The sequence below is a fragment of the Streptomyces sp. NBC_01669 genome, from assembly GCF_026339735.1.
Taxonomy (GTDB): Bacteria; Actinomycetota; Actinomycetes; order Streptomycetales; family Streptomycetaceae; genus Streptomyces; species Streptomyces yanii.
Map to the genome: position 1 here is coordinate 889,601 of NZ_JAPEQG010000001.1, position 20,064 is coordinate 909,664.

Sequence of the window (20,064 nt, forward strand, 5' to 3'; positions counted from 1 at the left end):
GGTCCGTGTGAGGCCCGTCACTGCCTCCGGGCGGCCTACTGGCACGCCCGATTCAGAGATGTCGGGCCTGACTTTCCGAGCGGGTCACCAGCGATGGGAGGAAGCAAACCGTTCCTATGGACTGAGCGGGAGTGAGTCCTGTTGCCAGAACCCAGGCTCAGCCGCGTGTCCCGAACGGTGCTGGGCACGCTGGTCACCCGCGTTCGCTCCGCGTCCGGGCGGCACGCATCTCGTGCGTGGTCCGGGAATGCGGGGGCGGGGTCCCTCACGCCCTGGGGCATTCGGTCCGGCCTGGGCGGTCCGATGCCCGTACCCATCGCTCTGGTGGGTACGGGGCGGTGCCGTCCGTCGCCGGATCGGGTGCCCGAGGGCGCGCCTGCCGATCGCCACGGCGGCGGCGTCGTGGCGAGTGGTCTTCCTGGTGCTGGTGGTCAGGGGCTGCTGCCAGTGCTGGGCGCCCCACCGGGAGGTGTAGGCCGGATCCACCGCGACGAGCGCGATGCCCTGCTCGGCAGCCATCGATGCGAGTCGGGCCTTCAGCCGGGCGGTGGGGAAGCGGGAGATCAGCCGACGGAAGCGCTTGTTGCGGCCGTGTTTCTCCCGGGACGTGCCGTCGGTGAAGTCGAGGTTTTCGATGGCGATCGCAGCGGCCCCGCAGCGGCGGGTGTGGTGGAGCAGCCGGGTCAGGGCGTGGCGGATCTGCGCGTCCCGATGCTGCGTGCTGCCGGTCAGGTCGTAGAAGAACCGTCGGGGTTCGCCGACCGGGTTGCCATGGACGTCGAGCTGCCAGGCGGCGAGGTGGTCGTCGTTCATGTCGACGGCGACCACACCCCGGGCCAGGGCCGCCTCCAGCGGCAGCACGGGGGCAGGGGTGTGCTGCCAGGAGGCGGTCACGTACCAGCGGCCGCGGACCGGGTCGTGGTGGATGCGGTAGGCCACCGCCCGGTTCGCGGTGATCCGGTCCGCCCACTCCGCGCTCCGGTGCTGGAACCGGACGGCCGCGTCCAGCACGTACCGGTCGTGCGGGGCGTTGGCCAGGTGGGCGAGCGCGGCCGGGAGCCGGACCGAGACCCGCCCGGCGTCGGTGACGCGGATGGTCTCGTTGCCGAAACGTTTACCGGACTCCCCGTCCGCCGTCAGGAACATCCGCGCCGCCTGCCACCGCTCCCGCCACCCTTGCGCGTCCAGTCCCGCCTCGTCCAGGTGGTGGCGCAGGCGGGCGAGCCGTTTGCCGCCGCGGAGCACGTGAACGCGGCCTGCCGACCAGTCCTCCTCCAGCCGCGCCAGCCGGTCCTGGAGGGTGTGCAGGCGGCGGGACTTGGCGTGCCACTCCACCCGCGACCCGTACCCGCGCGGCAGCCTGGCCCGCTTGTCGGCCCTGGCGCCGAGCGGGCGGCCCAGCCGTGCCTCGATCGAGGCGATCTCCCCGCGCAGCCACGCCAGCTCCCGCGCCTGACCGCGCCGGGCCAGCGCCCACTGATCGTGCGTGGCCTTCGTGATGCTGCCCGCCCACCGCGCCGACGACAGACCGGTCAGCTCCCGCTTGCGCACCGCCCACGACCCGGCATCATGCCCAAGGCCCTGCCGGGAGCGCACCGCCAGATCACCGGCGGCCAGCCCGCCAAGGAACGCCCCGACCTCGCACAGCACCGCCACATCCGCCGCCGACAGACGCAGCCGCGCCCGGACCGCCACCCCCGCAGGGCCAGGCACGACGAACGGCTCCGCCAACTCCCACAGCCCCGCCCCCGATCCCCGCTCCGCCCGACCGTCACCACCCACAACGACCCGACCACGAGAAAGGTCACGCGTTCGTCCGACAAACTCCCGTTCGCCCCACAGGGATCCCCGGCCTTGCAATGAGCCGCAGCGGGGACACTCACGCACACCAGAACTCACTTGGGCTCGGTCAAGCGGCAGCAGTTCCGAACCCCCCGCACGTCCCGTACGGGAGGCGGTGGAAGGTGGTCGGGCACCGCACTACCACCCGCGTGTCGGCGCCGGAGGTACTGCGTTGCAGCTCAGGCCAGTGCGGCCTTGAGTGCGCCGAAGGCCGTCTTCGGGTCGGCGAGGGCGTGGTAGATGCCGGGGATCTCCTGCGCGTCGAGGCCGAGGAGGCCATGGACGGCGTGCTTGGCTCCGCGCACGGAGTACTCGACGGTGCAGACCACGTCCTCCGGAATCTCGAGAACATCCCGAACCGGACGGCGCCGTGGAGATCGTCAGCGCGCCGAAGCAACTACCCGCCTTCCGCAGGGCTATGCCTTGAACGTGCCAAGGCGTCGAGACGGACCTGCCGGGCAGACGAGCGGCGGACCAGCCGGGTGCAGCGGCTGGTCCGCCGTGGTGAGCCGTGAGTTGCCCGTGCGAAACCCGTTCGATCCGTCGTTCTCACACCGTGGTGTGCGCGCCGTGGTGTCGCCCAAGGCCGGCACGCGGAGCCCGGTCACCGCCCTGGACGGCGGCCCGGACACCGGTGAGGGTGTAGCCCAGCGCCGCGGCGGCCACAACCGCGAGGAGGACGAGTCCGACCGCGTATGACCCGTACTCCCCGTACAGCGAGCCCATCACCAGCGGTGGCACGAAGCCGCCCAGGCCGCCCGCGGCGCCGACCACACCGGTGACCGAGCCGACCTTGTTCGCCGGGGTCAGCAGGGCCACCAGGGCGAAGGTCGCCCCGCTGCCCGCGCCGAGCGCACCGGCCATGGCCAGGAAGGCGATGGTTCCCACCGGGGCCAGCGACGGGGTGAACGACTGCACCACCGCCCCGGCGGCCACCACGGTCAGCGACGCGGCCAGCACCCGGACCGGGCCGATGCGGTCGGACAACCAGCCGCCGACCGGACGCATCGCCACGGCCAGCAGCACGAACCCGGCCATGCGGTTCGCAGCGTCCGCCTGGTTCAGGCCGTAGCCGGTCTTGAGGTAGGTCGGCAGGTAGACGGAGAAGGCGACGTAGCCGCCGAAGGCCACCGCGTACAGCGCGGACGCCTGCCAGGTGATGCCCAGCCGGGCGGTGGCGGCCAGGCGGCGTCCCAGCGGCTCGGTCGGCACCGTGCGTCCGGGCGCGTCGCGCAGCAGCAGCGCCGCGGCCACGGCGTATACGGCAAGCATCGCGGCGGTGATCAGGAAGGGTGTCGACATGCTGTGCGCGTCGACCAGCTTGACGGTGGTCAGGGCGCTGATCGCGGTTCCGCCCATGCCGGCGCCGAAGACGCCGATGGCCATGCCGCGCCGTGCGGGCGGGAACCAGGCGTTGACGAACGGCACGCCGACGGCGAAGGCGGTGCCGCCGATGCCGAGGAAGAATCCGCCGACCAGCAGGGCGGCGAGGGAGGAGTGTCCGGCCAGTCCGAGGTAGAGGACCGGCACGATGGTGGCCGCCGACACGATCGGGAACATCACCCGGCCACCGAACCGGTCGGTCAGCGCGCCGACCGGGATCCGCCCCAGCGAGCCGACCACGACCGGCACCGCCACCAGCAGCGACTGCTGGAACGAGGACAGGTCGAGGAAGTCCTTGAAGCGCGGACCGAGCGGGCTGAGCAGCGCCCATGCCCAGAAGTTGACGGCGAAACCGATGGTGGCCACGGCCAGCATCAGCCATGCCTGGCCCGGCACCGGCGCGCCCGAGACCGGCCTCTCGCTCTCCGTCGTCGTCGGCTGGTTCATGTTGTCCGTCCCTTCCCTCTCACGTTGGTTCGGTGGCGCGGGGGCGCATGGGAACCACAGGTTCGCTGCCCCACAGATCGGACGCCTCGCAGCCACTGTCCGCATCCGGGCGCCCGAGCGGCATGGGCCATGGGTCCCTACGGCCGGGCAAAGGGCCCTCAAGGTCAGATCCGACCGCCCGCACCTCCTTGGATCCGCGCCCCGGATCGCCCGCGCGACTCCTGAGGCCGTGCGGCTGCACCCCGCTCCTGCCGGGACACAACAAAAGAGGGCCGACCGGCCCTACCCCCTACCCGGCGCCCACAGGAACGATGACCTGATGTCCCCGAACGACGCCTTTCGCACCCTCGACCGGCAGGAGTGCCTGCGCCTCCTGGCCAAGGTGCCGGTCGGCCGTGTGGTCTACACCCGACAGGCACTGCCCGCGGTCCTCCCCATCAACTTCTCCCTGGACACGGACGCCTCCGTCCTGCTGTGCACATCGCCGGACTCGGACCTCGTACACGCCATCGACGGCGTCGTAGTCGCCTTCGAGGCAGACGAGTTCGACGCGGCAACCCGGTCCGGCTGGAGCGTGGTCGTCACCGGGCGGGCCACCGTGTTGACCGATCCCGCTGAGCACGAGCGGCTGTCGCAGACCGGCCCCAGCTCCTGGATGCCCCTGCGGAACGCGGTGTTCGTACGGATCGAGTCCGAGATGGTCACCGGACGCAAGCTCAGGGGAGCGCTTGGCACACAGTGAGGCGCAGCCCGCAGCGACCGCGGGCTCCGACTCCGGCCGCTCGGACACAGGCGCGTACCGACGGCGCGGAGTCACTCCGTCGGCCCGGTACCCGAATGACCGACCGCCGACTGCGGCCCTGTGCGGGAACCAGGTCGTGGGACGTCCACAGCAGGCCGCCTGGGTATGGCGTTCGAAGCGCAGGGCGGACAGCCGTGGCACGGGTAGCGCACCGGTGAGTCCCGCACCGGTGTCCGCCCGGATGCCTCCCGCAGACCCATGGCTGTGATCATCACCGGTCGCGCCACGGTCTGAACGGTCTGGCGGCGGAGCACGAAACGGCTTTCACGGACAGTCCGCGCCCCTGGGTAACAGCAGCGGACACCATGTTCATACGGATCGAGGCGGAGCTCGTCACCCGGCGCGAGCTCGGGGCTGCCTGCGGCGCAGGCTGACGGGCCGTCTTTGCGGCGGACAGGTGCGGCCCTGTCCGCCGTGTTCCTTGGACGGCGCCGGAAAAGACCGCGTCCTCAGCTCGTTTCGGTAGCGGTTGCGGGCGGTGCTGCGGGACGAACAGCGCAGTGCCCGGGCGCTCGCGGGGTGCGGCCGCCGTCCGGTCCGTAGCCGAATCTGATCAGCATGTGCGGATGACACCGCTTGTGTCCCGGGAGGGCCGTCGCCGCCCGCAGGTCGGGCCATTCCATGGCCTGGTGCAGGAGTGACGCAGCCCGTGGGCAGTGGCCGTGAGCAGGACGTACTGCAGGGCCTGGCCCGCCCGCAGCCAATCCTCCCGCCGGTCGTGGGACGTCCACAGCAGGGCCACCTGAACGTGGCGTTCGAACCAGAGGGCGGGCAGGCGGAGGGCGGGCAGCGCACCGGTGAAGTCCCGCACCGGCATCCGCGCGGCCGCGTCGGGCGGGCCGAGGGCGGTGACGGGAATCCCGTAGCGGGTGTCTGCTCCCGGGGCGGTGATCCAGGTTCGGGTTTCGGCGGTGCGCTCCGGGTGAGCATGGTCGCGTGCCTCGGCTGCGGCGGTCACACGCAGCAGCCGCCGTGTTCCGGCGATGTCCGGCACGTGCAGGCGTGCGCCGGCGGCGCACGCGGCCGCCGTCATCTCCGCCACGATCGGCTCAGGCACCGGTCGGCCGGTGAACGGCATCCGGCTGGTGTGCCGCCGCGCGATGGCCTCATAGAGGCCAGGGTCCGACGGCTGGTCGTCCGCACCGAGTCGACCGGTCAGTCGTACGGTGGCCAGCAGCCCTGGTTCGCGCGAATCCGGCAGCAGTCTTACCTCCGGCCGCCAGCCCCGGTGGACGGCGGCGAGCCGGAGGTTGAAGACCGCGGCGCCCACGGACAGATACTGGGCGCGGTGCACCGGGTCGGTCAGCGGCAGTGTTCGCTCCGGCGCCGAACGGACCTCCAATGCCTGGCTGTCGGGATCCAGGCGGAAGCGCCAGGGCTGTGTGTTGTGGATCGACGGGGCTGCCACGGCCGCCGTCAGGAGCGACTCCACGGTGGCGGCGTCCAGCGGGGCTTGAGTACGCATGATGTCTCCTCTTCTCTTCGTCGTGGCCACGGGTCAGGTGGCGGGCAGGGCGGTGGCCAGCAGGACGACGCCGAGCGAGCCGACGAGGGAGGCGACCGCCAGGATCCGGGCACGTTCGGAGTGGCCCTTGGCGTGGGCGATGCCGTGGCCACCCGCGGCGAGCATCACCACCACGAAGAGGGCGAGTTTGGCCGCCAAGGTACGGCCGTAACCGGGTTCGGCGAGCGAGGCCCAGGTGACACCCTTGTGCCAGGGCATGGCCCAACCGGTGGCCAGCTGGGCCGGCAGGAACACCGCCCCGGTCAGCAGGCCGAACCGGCGGCCCGCCGCGGCGGTGAAGCGGTCCTTGGCCTCCGGTGCGAGCAGGTGGCGGGCCAGCGGCAGGATCACCAGGGACAGGGCCAGTTGGCCGCCGACCCACAGGGCGGCGCCGGCCACGTGCACGAACCGCACCAGGGACCACAGGCCGACGGTGTCCATCAGCCGCTCACCTCCACCATGCCCATGGCCCCGGCTTCGGCGTGACGCATGTCGTGGTCGACGAAGGGGTAGTGGCCGGCCTCGGGAAAGGTGGTCTCGACGAACCCGCCCTGGGCCGGGGCCAGGTCGAGCACCTGCCATCCTCCGGAGTCACCGGGCTTCAGTAGGTCGGCGCCTTCCTTGTACACGGTGTCGAAGAAAGTGCCGACGATGTGGAAGGCGACGCCGTCACTCGGTCCGGCGGCGACCACCCAGAAGCGGGCCCGCTCGCCGGCCTTCAGCGTCAACGGTGCCTTGGCGTACTGGGCGGCGATGCCGTTGAACACCCAGGCGTCCGGCGTGTCCTGACGCATCTTCGCCACTTGGGCCGCGCTGCCCGGCGTGCCGAGGTAGAGCTCGGAGGAGACCAGCACGTACTCGTGGTCGACCTTCTTCAGGCCGGGTTCGATCCAGCCGAGGAGCGTGACGTGCACGTGGGCCGGCTTCAGCCCGGTGTAGTGCTGCGGGCCCGCCCTGCCGGTGGCCAGCAGCCAGCCCAGTACCGCACCGACGATCAGGGCCGCGGCGCCGGCCCGGTAGTAGTCGGCGATCGGGGCGAGCCGTCCGCCCAGCGCGCCCCGGCCCATGCGGACCAGTACCACAAGGTGCGCGGCGACCGCGGTGACCAGCAGCGCGCATCCGGCACCGGTCAGGGCGAGCACCACCCAGGCCACGACCAGGGCGTGGGCGGCCAGGTGCCGACTGCGCAGGCCGGACGCCTTGAACCTGCTGGGCGGGCGGCCACCTCCGACGGCCGTGTCATCGTTCTTGCTGTACACGGTGCTCCTTGCCGCCCGGGTCGGCGGTCGGACAGGGACGAACAGGCGGTTCCTCGTTGCCGCCGCCGGACAGCAGCGCGGCCAGTTCCCGCTGGTGCGGGAAGGAACCGGGCCGGTAGCCGCACCACGGCTCCTCGGCGTAGGGGTCGCCGGTGACGCCGTAGGCCCGGGACCGCGAGCCGCCGCAGAGCTGGCGGAACTCGCACCGCCCGCACCGGCCGCCCAGCCGTTCGGGGTCTCGCAGCCCGGTGAACAGTTCCGAGGTGCGGTAGATATCGGTCAGGGGTGTCTCGCGTACGTTTCCGGCACCCAGCGGCAGGAAGCCGCTGGGGTGCACGGTGCCGGTGTGCGAGACGAAGACGAAGCCGCGGCCCGCGTTGACGTCCAGCGGCGGGCGCCGCACCCGGCGCGTTCCGGCGTCAAGGCCCAACTCGGCGGATCGCTTGCGCAGTTCCCGGTACAGCGGCCCGAGTCCGAGCACGGCCACGTGGTCGTCGCCGCTGTTCGCGAGCACGTGGCGCTGCAGGGCGACGCGGCGGAAGTGGTGGGCTTCGGTGGTCTTGGCGGGCACGGTCAGGCCGACGTCGTAGACGAAGTTGAGGACGTCCTCGACCTCGGCGGGGGTCAGTGCGCCGAGGGTGCGGCCGCGGCCGGTGGGCACCAGGAAGAAGGCACTCCACAGCATCGCCCCGTGCTCGGCGACCAGGCGGACGATGTCGGGGAGGTCGTACAGGTTGTGCCGGGCGACCGTCGAGTTGATCTGCACCTTCATGCCGAGGCAACGCGCTGTGTCCCAGGCGTCCAGGGTCCAGCGGAACACCCCGGGCACCCCGCGGAAGGCGTCGTGCAGCTCGGCGGTGGAGCCGTCCAGGCTGAGCGAGAGCCCGGACGCGCCCGCAGCGTGCACGGCGCGCAAACGCTCATCGGTGAGCGTCGGGGTGCCAGAGGGGGAGACAGCGACCCGGACCCCGACTTCCCTGCCGTACGCGATGAGGTCGGTCAGGTCGGGGCGCTGGAACGGGTCACCGCCAGTGATCACGAACAGCGGGGCGGGCTGCCCGAAGGCGGCCACCTGGCGCAGCAGGTCCTGCGCGGCGGCGGTGTCCAGCTCCCGCGGGTCGCGGTCGGGCACGGCCTCGGCCCGGCAGTGCAGGCAGGCCAGCGGGCAAGCCCGGGTGGACTCCCAGATGACGATGAACGGCCGCTCCCCCGCGTCGTGCCGCTGGCGGCGGATGGCACGGACGGCGGCGCTCACCGCACAGCCCTTCCCAGCGCCCTGAGGCTGTGTCCGGCCGCCCTGGAGTCAGGGCAGACGAAGCGGGCGGCCGGACGATGACCGGCCCGGACCGTGCGCAGCACCCATGACGGGGGACGTCGGTGTGGGCCGCACGGATGCTGGTTGCAGTAGGACACGGGATACCTCCGGATCGGTCGCTGATCAGCATGCGGAGTCGGGACCGACGAGCGCGGCGGCCGACCAGTCCTTCCCGGTAGGCCGACAGTCCCTCGATCCGGCACTCGCGCCAGGGCCGGACGGCCCGTCAGCACGGATGCATCGCACCAGGTGCACGTAGGCCGCCCAAGCGAAATGATCAATGCTCAGGATGCAACTCCGGGCACACCCGACCCCCGGCCGACCGGACCCCAACGCCGGGACCATTGGGCCCTGTTGCGGCGGTCCAGACTGGGCCGGAAGGCCATCCGGCCAGGACCGCCGGCCCCAGGTGCACCAGGGCCCGCACCACCTAGCGTTCCCAGCCATGGAGAACGATCAGAACACACGGCCTCAGGCGTCGAGCGCTGGTGAAGGCTGGCCGCTGGCCGCCCGGCGACTGCTCACACGCCGTGAGGTGTCGGCCGACGGGCGCGCCGTGTTCGGCGAGAACGACGGCAAGTGGGAGGGCTTCTACCGCGACCGCTGGGCGCACGACAAGGTAGTGCGCTCCACGCACGGGGTGAACTGCACCGGTTCCTGCTCGTGGATGGTGTACGTCAAGGACGGCATCATCACCTGGGAGCACCAGGCCACCGACTACCCGTCCATCGGTACCGACTGCCCCGAGTACGAGCCACGCGGCTGCCCGCGCGGTGCCTCGTTCTCCTGGTACACCTACTCCCCCAGCCGGGTCCGCTACCCGTACGTGCGCGGCGCGCTGCTGAAGCTGTGGCGCGAAGCCCGGAAGCGGCTCGGCGACCCGGTCGCAGCCTGGGCCGAGATCACCGGCGATCCGGCCAAGGCGCGCGCCTACAAGCGGGCCCGTGGCAAGGGCGGCCTGGTGCGCGCCGGCTGGGACGAGGTGAGCGAGCTGGTCGCCGCCGCTCACGTGCACACCGTCAAGACGTACGGCCCGGACCGCGTCGCGGGCTTCTCCCCGATCCCGGCGATGTCGATGGCGTCGTTCGCGTCCGGCGCCCGCTTCATGTCGCTGATCGGCGGCACCCTGCTGTCGTTCTACGACTGGTACGCGGATCTGCCGATCGCCTCGCCGCAGGTCTTCGGCGACCAGACCGACGTGCCGGAGGCGGCCGACTGGTGGAACGCGGGCTATCTGATCATGTGGGGTTCCAACATCCCCGTCACCCGAACCCCGGACGCGCATTTCCTGACCGAGACCCGCTACAACGGCACCAAGGTCGTCGCGGTCAGCCCCGACTACGCCGACAACGTCAAGCACGCCGACGAGTGGCTGGCCCCGCACCCGGGCACGGACGGGGCCCTGGCGATGGCCATGGGCCATGTGATCCTGCGCGAGTTCTTCGTCGACCGCGAAGTGCCCTACTTCCAGGACTACATGCGCAAGTTCACCGACGCGCCGTTCCTGGTGGCCCTGCGCGAGCACACCGAGGGCGGCCTGGTCCCGGACGGTTTTTTGACCGCTGCCGACCTCGGACACGACACGGAACATGCCGGGTCCAAAACCGTTCTCCTCGACGCGGCCACGGGCGAACCGTTGGTGCCGAACGGCTCGCTCGGCTTCCGCTGGGGGGAAGCCGAGCAAGGCCGCTGGAACCTCGACCTCGGCGACGTGGTGCCCGAGTTGAGCCTGCTTGAGAGCGCGGAGGAGACGGTCGAGGTCGCTCTGCCCCGCTTCGACGAGGGCGCGACGGAGGGCGGCTCGGCGATGGTGCGCGGGGTGCCGGTCCGCAGGATCGGCGGGCGGACGGTCACCACGGTCTTCGACCTGATGCTCGCCCAGTACGGGGTGGAGCGGCCGGGCCTGCCGGGCAGTTGGCCGGCGTCGTACGAGGACGCGAGCGAGCCGTACACCCCGGCCTGGCAGGAGACGGTCACTTCGGTGCCGGCGGAGCAGGCGGCCCGGATCGCCCGGGAGTTCGCGCGCAACGCCGAGCGCACCAACGGCCGGTCCATGATCGCCCTCGGCGCGGGCACCAACCACTGGTTCCACTCCGACACCATCTACCGGGCCTTCCTGGCGCTGACGACAATGACCGGCTGCCAGGGCGTCAACGGCGGCGGCTGGGCCCACTACGTCGGCCAGGAGAAAGTCCGTCCCCTCACCGGACTGCAGCACCTGGCGTTCGCCTTCGACTGGCAGCGCCCCACCCGGCACATGGCGGGCACCTCGTACTGGTACCTGAACTCCGACCAGTGGCGCTACGAGGCGTTCGGGCCCGATGAGCTGGCCTCCCCGCTCGGGAACGGGCGGTTCCAGGGCAAGGCGTTCGCCGACTGCCTGGCGCAGGCCGTGCGGCTGGGGTGGACACCCGGTCACCCCGGCTTCAACCGCAACCCCCTCGACCTGACGGACGAGGCGGCGCGGGCGGGCCGGCCGGTCGCCGAGCACATCGTCGACGAACTGAAGTCCGGGCGGCTGCGGTTCGCCGTCGAGGACCCCGACGACCCCGCCAACTTCCCTCGCGTCCTGACGGTGTGGCGTGCCAACCTGCTCGGCTCCTCCGGCAAGGGCAACGAGTACTTCCTGCGGCACCTGCTGGGCACGGACGCGGCCGCCCGCTCCGAGGAGACCCCGCCCGAGGGACGCCCGCAGGAAGTGGTCTGGCGGGACGAGGCACCCGAGGGCAAGCTCGACCTGCTGGTCACCATGGACTTCCGGATGACCTCCACCAGCCTGCTCTCCGACGTGGTCCTGCCGGCCGCGACCTGGTACGAGAAGGACGACCTGTCCAGTACGGACATGCATCCCTTCGTGCACGCCTTCACACCGGCCATCGCCCCGCCCTGGCAGGCCCGCACCGACTACGACAGCTTCCTCACGATCGCCGACAAGTTCAGCGATCTGGCCGCCGAGCATCTGGGTACACGTACCGACGTCCTGGCGGTGCCGCTGCTGCACGACACCCCCGACGAACTCGCCCAGCCGGGCGGCGTGGTGCGGGACTGGAAGACCGGGGAGTGCGAGCCGATCCCGGGGCGCACCATGCCAAAGCTCGTCGTCGTCGAGCGGGACTATGCCGCGACCGCGCAGAAGATGCGTGCTGTCGGCCCGCTGCTGGACACCCTGGGCACCACCACCAAGGGCGTCACCGTCCACCCCGACCGGGAGATCGACGAACTGCGCCGTCGCTGCGGCACCGTCCGTGACGGCGTGGCCGCCGGCCGGCCCTCCCTGGCCACCGCCTCCGACATGTGCGAGGCGATCCTCGCCCTGTCCGGCACCACCAACGGACGCCTGGCCACCGAGGGCTTCCGCGAACTGGAGCGGCAGACCGGCAGCGAGGGCCTGGTGGAGCTCGCCTCGGAACGCGAGGCCGAGCGGATCACCTTCGCCGACACCCGCACCCAGCCGCGTGCCGTGATGACCTCCTACGAGTGGTCGGGCTCGGAGACCGGCGGCCGCCGCTATTCTCCGTTCGTCATCAACACCGAGCACAAGAAGCCCTGGCACACCCTCACCGGTCGGCAGCACTTCTTCGTCCAGCACGACTGGATGGCCGAACTCGGCGAGCAACTGCCAGTCTACAGGCCCCCGTTGAACACCCCCCGGCACTACGGCGACGAGCAGCTGCACGAGACCGGCCGGGCGGAGGTCACGGTCTGCTATCTGACCCCGCACTCCAAGTGGTCCATCCACTCGAACTACCAGGACAACAAGTACATGCTCGACCTGTCCCGCGGCGGCCCGGTGATCTGGATGTCCACCGCCGACGCCGAGAAGATCGGCGTCAAGGACAACGAGTGGATCGAGGCGTACAACCGCAACGGCGTCGTCGCCTGCCGGGCCGTGGTCACGCACCGCATGCCCGAGGGCACCGTGTACATGTACCACGCGCAGGACCGCAACGTGAACGTGCCCAAGACCGAGGTCAGCGGCAAGCGGGGCGGCATCCACAACTCGCTGACCAGGCTGCTGCTCAAGCCGACCCATCTCGCGGGCGGCTACGCACAGTTCACCTACGCCTTCAACTACTACGGCCCGACCGGCAACCAGCGCGACGAGGTCACCGTCATCCGCCGCCGCAGCCAGCAAGTGGAGTACTGACATGCGCGTCATGGCACAGATCGCGATGGTGATGAACCTCGACAAGTGCATCGGCTGCCACACCTGCTCGGTCACCTGCAAGCAGACGTGGACCAATCGCACCGGCGTCGAGTACGCCTGGTTCAACAACGTCGAGACCAAGCCCGGCGTCGGCTACCCGTGCCGCTACGAGGACCAGGAACAGTGGAAGGGCGGTTGGATGCTCGACAAGCGCGGGCGTCTCGTCCTGCGCTCCGGGGGGCGGATCAGGCGGCTGCTGTCGCTGTTCTCCAACCCCGACCTGCCCTCCCTCGAGGACTACTACGAGCCGGTCACCTACGACTACGACAACCTGGTCAGCGCTCCCGCCGGGCCGGACATGCCAGTCGCCCGGCCCCGCTCCGTCCTCACCGGCAAGCCCACCGCCATCACCTGGGGCGCCAACTGGGAGGACGGCCTCGGCGGCGCGCCCGAGCACGCCGGCGGCGACCCCAACCTCACCGGGGAATGGGCGGAGAAAGTGAAGTTCGAGTTCGAACAGACCTTCCTCTTCCACCTGCCGAGGCTGTGCGAACACTGCCTCAACCCCGCCTGCGTCTCCGCCTGCCCATCTGGTGCGATGTACAAGCGGGTCGAGGACGGCATCGTCCTGGTCGACCAGGACCGCTGCCGCGGCTGGCGGATGTGCGTGACGGCATGCCCGTACAAGAAGGTGTACGTCAACCACGCCACCGGCAAGGCCGAGAAGTGCACCTTCTGCTTCCCGCGCATCGAGGCCGGCCAGCCCACCGTCTGCTCCGAGACCTGCGTGGGACGACTGCGCTACCTCGGCCTGCTGCTGTACGACGCCGACCGCGTCGGCGAGGCCGCGGCCACCCCGGACGAGAAGGATCTGCTGGACGCCCAGCGCGGTGTCTTCCTCGACCCGCACGACCCCGAAGTGATCGCCGCGGCACGGGAGTCCGGCATCCCCGAGGACTGGCTGGACGCCGCCCGCCGCTCCCCCGTGTACGACCTGGTCTCCCGCTACAAGGTGGCGCTGCCGCTGCACCCGGAGTACCGCACCCTGCCGATGGTCTGGTACGTGCCTCCGCTGTCCCCCGTGCTCGACGCCGTCGACGCGGCGGGCGGAAACCAGGACGACCCCGACCACGTCTTCGCCGCCGTCACCCGACTGCGCATCCCGCTGGAATACCTGGCGGAGCTGTTCACCGCCGGAGACACCGACGTCGTCGCCGGAGTGCTGATGAAACTCACCGCGCTGCGCTCGTACATGCGCGAACGCACCCTCGGTGAGACCGGTGACGAGGCCGTGCTCAACGCCGTCGGGCTCACCGCCCGCGAGGCGCAGGACCTCCACCGCCTGCTCGCCGTCGCCAAATACGCCGACCGCTATGTCGTCCCGGCCGCGCACAAGGAGGACGCGGCCGCGCTGACCGCGATGGAGAACCGATGCCCGGTCGAATCGTCCGGCGACCCGACGGACGACGGCGGGCGACGGGTGATGCTCGGCATCCCCACCCTGCGCCGCCGTACGCCCGAAACCCCCGCCGGAGGCCACCTGTGAGCCCGCTGCCCGCAACAATTCCCGCCCTCGTCCGCACCCGCGTCCGGGCGGCCGTACGCCGTCGCGCCCGGCTCACGCCCGAGGAGAGCGAGGCGCGCATTCCACTGCTGCGGCTGTGCTCGCTGCTGCTGCAGTACCCGGACGCCGAACTGACTGCCGCTCGACCGGTATTGACGGCTGCCGTCGAGGCATTGCCGTCCTCGCCTGCCGCCGAGCACCTGGCCGCCTTCACCACCTGGTTCACCGGGCAGGAGCCCGAGGCGCTGGAGCGCCACTACGTCGAGATGTTCGACCTGCGCCGCAAGAGCAGCCTCTACCTCACCTACTACCTGCACGGCGACACCCGCCGCCGGGGCATGGCCCTGCTCACCTTGAACCAGCGGTACCGGGCCGCGGGCTGGGACACCGACGCGGGAGAACTGCCCGACCACTTGCCGGTCGTGCTGGAATTCGCCGCCCTGGCCGGTCCAGGTGGCGGCGAGGCACCACTGCGCCAGCACCGGCGCGGGCTGGAACTGATCCACCGCGCCCTGACCGACGCCGACTCCCCCTACCGACACGTCCTGGCCGCCCTGCTCACCCTGCTGCCGCCGCCCACCGAGGCGGACCGCGCGGCAGTGGCCCAGCTCGTCGCCGAGGGCCCACCGAACGAAGAGGTCGGCCTCGCCCCCTACGGGTCGTACGGGGACGGGGAGTTCGCACCTCCGGGCACCTTCGTGCCGCCGGCGCCGGCGCCGCCGACCCGCGTGCCGCCCGCTTCGACCAGTCGTACGGAAGGCCCCCGATGAACGCCGTACCCACCCACTTGGCTGCCGCGTCCACGAGCGGCGCCGACCTCCTCCTCTGGGTCGCCATCCCCTACATCTGTCTCGCCGTGTTCGTCGTCGGGCACGTCTGGCGCTACCGCCAGGACCAGTTCGGCTGGACCTCCCACACCAGCCAGCTCCTCGAACATCGGTGGCTGCGCTGGGGCAGCCCGCTGTTCCACCTGGGTGCCTTCATGGTGATCGGCGGACATGTGGTGGGCCTGGCGGTCCCCGCCTCCTGGACCGAGGCCGCCGGGATCAGCGAACACGCCTACCACACCACGGCCGTCTGGGCGGGTTCGGTGGCGGGCGTCGCCATGGTCACCGGGCTCGGCATGCTGTGCGCCCGACGGCTGTTGACCCGCCGGATCCGGCTGGGCACCGACCGCAGTGACAAGCTGCTCTTCCCGCTGCTGTCCGCCACCGTCCTGCTGGGCATCACCGCCACCGCCGCGCACAACGTGTTCGGCCCCGGCTACGACTACCGCACCACCGTCTCCGTGTGGTTTCGCGGCCTGTTCGTGCTCCAGCCGCAGCCGGAGGCGATCGCCGGAGCCCCGCTGCTGTTCCAGCTGCACGCCCTGAGCGCCTGCCTCCTCTTCGCGGCTTGGCCGTTCACACGGCTGGTCCATGTGTGGAGCGCCCCGATCGGATACCTGGCCCGGCCGTATCTGGTATACCGGCGGCGGGCCACACCGGCCGCAGCCCCGACGGCAGGGGGCCGGCCACGGTCGTCCTCCGGCTCCCGGCGAGCGGCATGAGTCACAGGCCCGCGCTCGCGACGGACGCCACGACCACCCGGCGCACGCACGCAGCGGGCGCGAGCCGCCGAACGGGCCTGATGATGCTGCTTACCGGTATCGTCGGCTGGCTCGCCTCCTTCCAGCTCACCGTGGACGACCGGCGGCTCCACCGCTCTGTTCTGGTACGTGATGCTGCACTGCCTGGAGCGGGAATCGTCCCCGTGCCCTGGGGTGTGCTGGAGGTCGTCCGGGACACGCACTGGCTACTGCTCGCCGCCTGGTACGGGGTGATTACGCTGCTCGTCCTCACCCGCTTCTGGCCGTACTGGAGCAGCCCGCTGTAGCCGACCACCGCACCCGCACAAGCCGCTCACAGGTCATACGGATGAGAGAACGAGGATCATGGACGACGTACTGAAGGAATGGACGGCCGCTGTGAAGGCCGACCTGGGCATCGACCTCGAAGTCGACCGGGCCCTCCTGCTCGCCCTCGCGGGCGATGCGGCTCATGGCGTCGCCCGGCCCGCCGCCCCGCTGACGACCTTCCTGGTCGGGTATGCGGCGGGGCGTGTGGGCGGCGGCCCTGACGCGGTGGCCGCCGCAGCCCGGCGTGCCGGAGAACTCGCCGCCCGGTGGGCCGGTGAGGCCGACCATGGCCCGGGCTCCAGGACCGCATGACGAGCCCCGCCGCCGGTCACGCCCAGGGCCCCTGCGCTGCTGATGTTGCGATTGGCCCGTTCGGACCCCTGCTCGACCGGTAGGACAACCGCGCGCAAGCCCGGGGCGCCATCCGTGATCTGAACGGACGGCGCCCCGGGCTACGTCGGCGCCATCAGGGGCAGGCCTCCCGTGGGAGCCGAACAGAATGGCCCGCAGCGCCTGTTCCGGCTGTTCGGGGTCTTCGGCGGCGGCGACCTGTCCGAGGGTGGCGACGAAGGTCTCCCGGGCGGCCTGTACAGAGCAGCAGGAGCGGTTCCGGCGCCGGCTGGACGATCCTGTGCGGCGCTGGAAGCTGTCGCCGATGGACCTGGGGTCGATCACCCGCCGGGAGGCGTGCTCCCGGGCCCAGGACGAGATGCTGGTGCACACGGACATCACCGAGGCGCCGTGGTGTGTCGTGGAGAGCGACGACGAGCGCCGGGCCCGACTGAACACGATCGCCCAGCTACTCGCTTCGGGCCGGCACCGCGAGGTGCCCCCGCACGTCCTGGAGCTGCCGGAGCGGCCGCCGTCGACCGGCTACCAGCGCCCGCCGCGCGATCTGCAGACCTATGTCCCCGACCACGCCGCGAGCCTCTGAGCCGGTCACGGCCCTCACGCCCGCTGCGGCACGACGGCAACCGGGCAGGCCGAGTGGTGCAGCACCGCGTGGGCGACGCCGCCGAGCTGGAGACCGAAGTGGCCCTCGCGGCGCCGGGCTCCCACAACGAGCAGGCCGGCGTCGGCCGACGCGTCGAGCAGTACCCGGCGGGCGTGGCCCTCGACGGTGCGCCGGTGGACTTCAACGTCGGCCGGGACGTCCTGCAAGGCCGCTTCCAGCTCCTCCACGGCCCGTTCCTTGTGCAGCCGGGCGGGTTCGCCGGCCATCAGGGGGTGATCGGTGGTCTCGTGCGCGGGGCAGCGCCAGGCTCGTACGGCCTCCAGCGGCACGCCACGGCGTTGCGCCTCCTCCACGGCGAAGCGCACCGCCGCTGCGTCCGCAGGCTTCTCGCCGACGCCCAGGACGATGCGGCGAGCCCCGGTGCGAACCCGGTTGTCGTGACTGCCGCGCAGCACGATCACCGGGCAGTACGCGTGGCCGGCCACCGTGACACCGACCGACCCGAGAAGCGCCTCGGCCAGACTGCTGCGGCCGCGCGAGCCCAGGACCATCGCGGTGGCGGTGCGGCTCTCCCGTACCAGCGCGTACTCCGGTTCCTCGGGCAGCACGTCGGTGGTGACCTTCACGTCGGGCCGGCGGCTGTGCGCACGGCGCGCGGCGGTCGCGACGATGTCCTCCGCTGTCACCTGTTCCTCGGGCTTGCCGAGGTCCTGCGCGAGGGAGGTGCCCTCGTACCGCTCCCACAGCGAGGCGTACACCAGCCGTAGTGACGCGCCTCGCAGGGCGGCCTCGTCGGCCGCCCAGTCGACGGCGCGCATGCTGGGCTCCGAGCCGTCGACACCGACGACGATCGGGAGGTCCATCGTCCTCACCGTCCCGCGCCGAGGTCGAAGACGACCCGGGCCTTGATCTCGCCGCGCAGCACCGCGTCGATCGACTCGTTCACGGAGACGAGCGGACGGGTCTCGTAGATGACCTTCGTACGGCCGGCCGCGTGGAGCTGGAAGACCTCGGCAAGGTCCTGTCGCGTGCCGACGATGGAGCCGATCACCGAGGTGCCGTTCAGGACGGTGTCGAAGATGGGGACCTGGATGGTGCCGTGTGCGGGCAGGGCCACCATCACGAGCTTGCCGCCGCGCCGCAGACCGGAGTTGACGGCCTCGAACGCGGCCGGGTTCACCGCGAGGGCGATCGCCGCGTGGGCACCGCCGTGCTCCTTCAGCTCCTTGCCGGCATCCTGCTTGCGGGCGTCAATGACGATGTCGGCGCCGAGCTCGGTGGCGAGCTGCAGCTTGTCGTCGGTGACGTCGATCGCGGCGACCGTAGCGCCGGCGATCTTGGCGTACTGCAGGGCGAGGTGGCCCAGGCCACCGACGCCGGAGATCGCGACCAGCTGCGCGGGCTTGATGTCGGCGACCTTCAGAGCCTTGTAGGTGGTGACGCCGGCGCAGGCCAGCGGGGCGGCCTCGAAGGCGGTGACGCCCTCGGGCACGGGCTGGGCGAAGTCGGCCCAGGCCAGCATCTTCTCGGCGTACCCACCGTCGCAGCCGTAGCCGGTGTTGACCTGCTGCTCGCACAGCGTCTCCCAGCCGGACAGGCAGTGCTCGCACCGCCCGCACGCCCGGCCCAGCCACGGCACAGCAACCCGCTGACCGACGCTCAGATGCGTGACGCCCTCACCGAGCTTCTCGACGAGGCCGACGCCCTCGTGGCCGGGGACGAACGGCGGGGTGGGCTTGACGGGCCAATCACCATGCGCGGCGTGGATGTCGGTGTGGCACAGCCCGGAGGCCTCGACGCGGACGCGGACCTGGCCGGGACCGGGCTCGGGGTCGGGGCGCTCCTCGATGACCAGGGGCTCGCCGAAGGCTCGTACGACTGCTGCCTTCATGGTCTCTTCTCTCTTTCTGCAGTGGCGCGTCAGTCGTGTGCGACGACGGCGACTGGGGCGGTGGCGTGATGCAGGACGGCGTGGGTGACGGTGCCGATGTGGGCGCCGACGGAAGAGCGGCGGATGCGTCGGCCGACGACGACCAGAGAGGCCTCTTGAGACGCGTCGATCAGGAGGTTGGACGGGCTGCCGTAGCGGGACTCCGCCACGACCTCGACGTCGGGGAACTTCTGCCGCCAGGGGCGCAGTTCCTCGGTCAGGACGGTGGAGTCGACCTCCGCCAGCTCCCGCTGGACCGCGGCCTCCAGGGCCATGCCGTAGGCGTAGTAGGGCGGCGGGTTCCAGCCGTGCACGACGCGCAGCGGCACGTTCCGCCGCGTGGCGGCGTCGAAGGCGAACCCGATCAGCGCCTCGTCGGGGCTGCCGACGTCGAGTCCGAGGACGACGGGGCGGAAGGGGGCGGTGGACGGGATGCCGGCCTTGTCCATCTCGTGCTCGTCGGTGGCCTGCTCTCCGGCGCGGACCAGGACGACGGGTCGCTCGGTGGACGCCACGACTGCGAGGCCGACCGAGCCAACCAGGAACCCGCCGAGTCCGCCCAGGCCGCGAGAGCCGAGGACGAGCAGTTCGGCGTCCTGCGCGGCGCGGGCCAGGGCCTCGGCGGGCCGTCCGGTGACGTGTTCGGTGGTCACCTCGACGCCGGGGTGGCGCAGCCGTAGCCCTTCGGCGGCCTGGCGCGGCACCCTCTCGGTCCAGTGCTGATGGGTCTCGACGCCGAGGAGCGGGGCCTGGGCCATGGGCTCCGGTACCGGTTCCCAGACCTGGACGAGCCTCACCGGTAGTCCGCGCAGCTTCGCCTCGCGGGCAGCCCATTCGGCGGCAGCCCGGCTCTCGGGCGAGCCGTCGAGACCTACGGTAATGGTGCGGGACATGATCTCCACCTCCTGAATCGGGGACCCGAAGGGACCCGATTCCAGCGTCGTGTTCAGGGGGTCTTTCGGGGCAGGGGCCACTGGTCCTTCAGCCGGGCCGATGGGCCTGTGCAGTGCTTGGTGCGA

General features: G+C 71.4%; 15 protein-coding genes and 3 pseudogenes. 8 read left to right on the forward strand and 10 right to left on the reverse strand.

The window, feature by feature from the left end; translation table 11 throughout:
• Positions 1 to 114: 114 nt before the first annotated feature.
• The 3 genes from OG972_RS04005 to OG972_RS04015 form a co-directional block, all read right to left on the reverse strand.
• Entirely contained in the window at positions 115 to 1,713 is a 1,599-nt protein-coding gene (locus tag OG972_RS04005) for an IS200/IS605 family accessory protein TnpB-related protein (RefSeq protein WP_266978332.1), read from the reverse strand.
• A gap of 308 nt (positions 1,714 to 2,021) precedes the next feature.
• Positions 2,022 to 2,171 carry a hypothetical protein gene (locus OG972_RS04010; RefSeq protein ID WP_266978333.1) on the reverse strand — a complete coding sequence of 50 codons (150 nt, stop codon included), beginning with the start codon at positions 2,169 to 2,171 and terminating at the stop codon, positions 2,022 to 2,024.
• Between the two features lie 220 nt (positions 2,172 to 2,391).
• A complete protein-coding gene (locus OG972_RS04015) occupies positions 2,392 to 3,672 on the reverse strand; it encodes a NarK/NasA family nitrate transporter (protein ID WP_266978334.1) in 1,281 nt (426 codons plus the stop codon).
• Between the two features lie 319 nt (positions 3,673 to 3,991).
• On the opposite strand from OG972_RS04015, the gene OG972_RS04020 reads away from it, so the two are divergent.
• Positions 3,992 to 4,414 (forward strand): pyridoxamine 5'-phosphate oxidase family protein, encoded by a 423-nt coding sequence (locus OG972_RS04020; RefSeq protein ID WP_266978336.1) that lies wholly within the window; start codon positions 3,992 to 3,994, stop codon positions 4,412 to 4,414.
• A gap of 509 nt (positions 4,415 to 4,923) precedes the next feature.
• On the opposite strand, the pseudogene OG972_RS04025 reads toward OG972_RS04020, so the two are convergent.
• The 4 genes and pseudogenes from OG972_RS04025 to OG972_RS04040 all read right to left on the reverse strand — a co-directional run bounded on the left by OG972_RS04025 (position 4,924) and on the right by OG972_RS04040 (position 8,492).
• Positions 4,924 to 5,939, reverse strand: a pseudogene (locus tag OG972_RS04025) (nitroreductase family protein).
• A gap of 33 nt (positions 5,940 to 5,972) precedes the next feature.
• Entirely contained in the window at positions 5,973 to 6,419 is a 447-nt protein-coding gene (locus OG972_RS04030) for a hypothetical protein (protein ID WP_266978337.1), read from the reverse strand.
• Complete coding sequence (locus OG972_RS04035) at positions 6,419 to 7,237, reverse strand: hypothetical protein (RefSeq protein ID WP_266978338.1); 819 nt, start codon at positions 7,235 to 7,237, stop codon at positions 6,419 to 6,421. The genes OG972_RS04030 and OG972_RS04035 overlap by 1 nt, the downstream gene beginning before the upstream one ends.
• Positions 7,218 to 8,492 (reverse strand): TIGR04053 family radical SAM/SPASM domain-containing protein, encoded by a 1,275-nt coding sequence (locus OG972_RS04040; RefSeq protein WP_266978340.1) that lies wholly within the window; start codon positions 8,490 to 8,492, stop codon positions 7,218 to 7,220. Before OG972_RS04040 ends, OG972_RS04035 begins: the two co-directional genes overlap by 20 nt.
• Positions 8,493 to 8,997: 505 nt before the next feature.
• Here OG972_RS04040 and OG972_RS04045 point away from each other — a divergent pair.
• The 7 genes and pseudogenes from OG972_RS04045 to OG972_RS04075 all read left to right on the forward strand — a co-directional run.
• Positions 8,998 to 12,699, forward strand: coding sequence for a nitrate reductase subunit alpha (locus tag OG972_RS04045; RefSeq protein ID WP_266978341.1), 3,702 nt, complete (start codon positions 8,998 to 9,000; stop codon positions 12,697 to 12,699).
• A 1-nt stretch (position 12,700) separates the two neighbouring features.
• Positions 12,701 to 14,245, forward strand: a complete 1,545-nt coding sequence (gene narH, locus OG972_RS04050) for a nitrate reductase subunit beta (protein ID WP_266978343.1) — start codon at positions 12,701 to 12,703, stop codon at positions 14,243 to 14,245.
• On the forward strand, positions 14,242 to 15,033 hold the full coding sequence (narJ, locus tag OG972_RS04055) for a nitrate reductase molybdenum cofactor assembly chaperone (RefSeq protein WP_266978345.1): 792 nt from the start codon (positions 14,242 to 14,244) through the stop codon (positions 15,031 to 15,033). The genes narH and narJ overlap by 4 nt, the downstream gene beginning before the upstream one ends.
• Entirely contained in the window at positions 15,030 to 15,812 is a 783-nt protein-coding gene (gene narI / locus OG972_RS04060) for a respiratory nitrate reductase subunit gamma (protein WP_266978347.1), read from the forward strand. Before narJ ends, narI begins: the two co-directional genes overlap by 4 nt.
• A complete protein-coding gene (locus OG972_RS04065; protein WP_266978349.1) occupies positions 15,809 to 16,138 on the forward strand; it encodes a hypothetical protein in 330 nt (109 codons plus the stop codon). The genes narI and OG972_RS04065 overlap by 4 nt, the downstream gene beginning before the upstream one ends.
• A 67-nt stretch (positions 16,139 to 16,205) precedes the next feature.
• Positions 16,206 to 16,472 (forward strand): annotated as a pseudogene (locus OG972_RS04070) (DUF6457 domain-containing protein); the annotation flags it as partial.
• Positions 16,473 to 16,749: 277 nt separating this feature from the next.
• Positions 16,750 to 17,094: pseudogene (locus OG972_RS04075) on the forward strand (polyphosphate kinase 2); the annotation flags it as partial.
• Between the two features lie 14 nt (positions 17,095 to 17,108).
• Here the strand turns inward: OG972_RS04075 and OG972_RS04080 are convergent.
• From OG972_RS04080 to OG972_RS04090, 3 genes are read right to left on the reverse strand one after another with little or no spacing between them, the layout of a single operon-like run.
• Entirely contained in the window at positions 17,109 to 17,978 is an 870-nt protein-coding gene (locus OG972_RS04080) for a universal stress protein (protein WP_266978351.1), read from the reverse strand.
• A 5-nt stretch (positions 17,979 to 17,983) separates the two neighbouring features.
• Positions 17,984 to 19,006, reverse strand: coding sequence for a zinc-dependent alcohol dehydrogenase (locus OG972_RS04085; RefSeq protein ID WP_266978352.1), 1,023 nt, complete (start codon positions 19,004 to 19,006; stop codon positions 17,984 to 17,986).
• A 29-nt stretch (positions 19,007 to 19,035) separates the two neighbouring features.
• Entirely contained in the window at positions 19,036 to 19,938 is a 903-nt protein-coding gene (locus tag OG972_RS04090) for a universal stress protein (RefSeq protein ID WP_266978353.1), read from the reverse strand.
• Between the last annotated feature and the right edge of the window lie 126 nt (positions 19,939 to 20,064).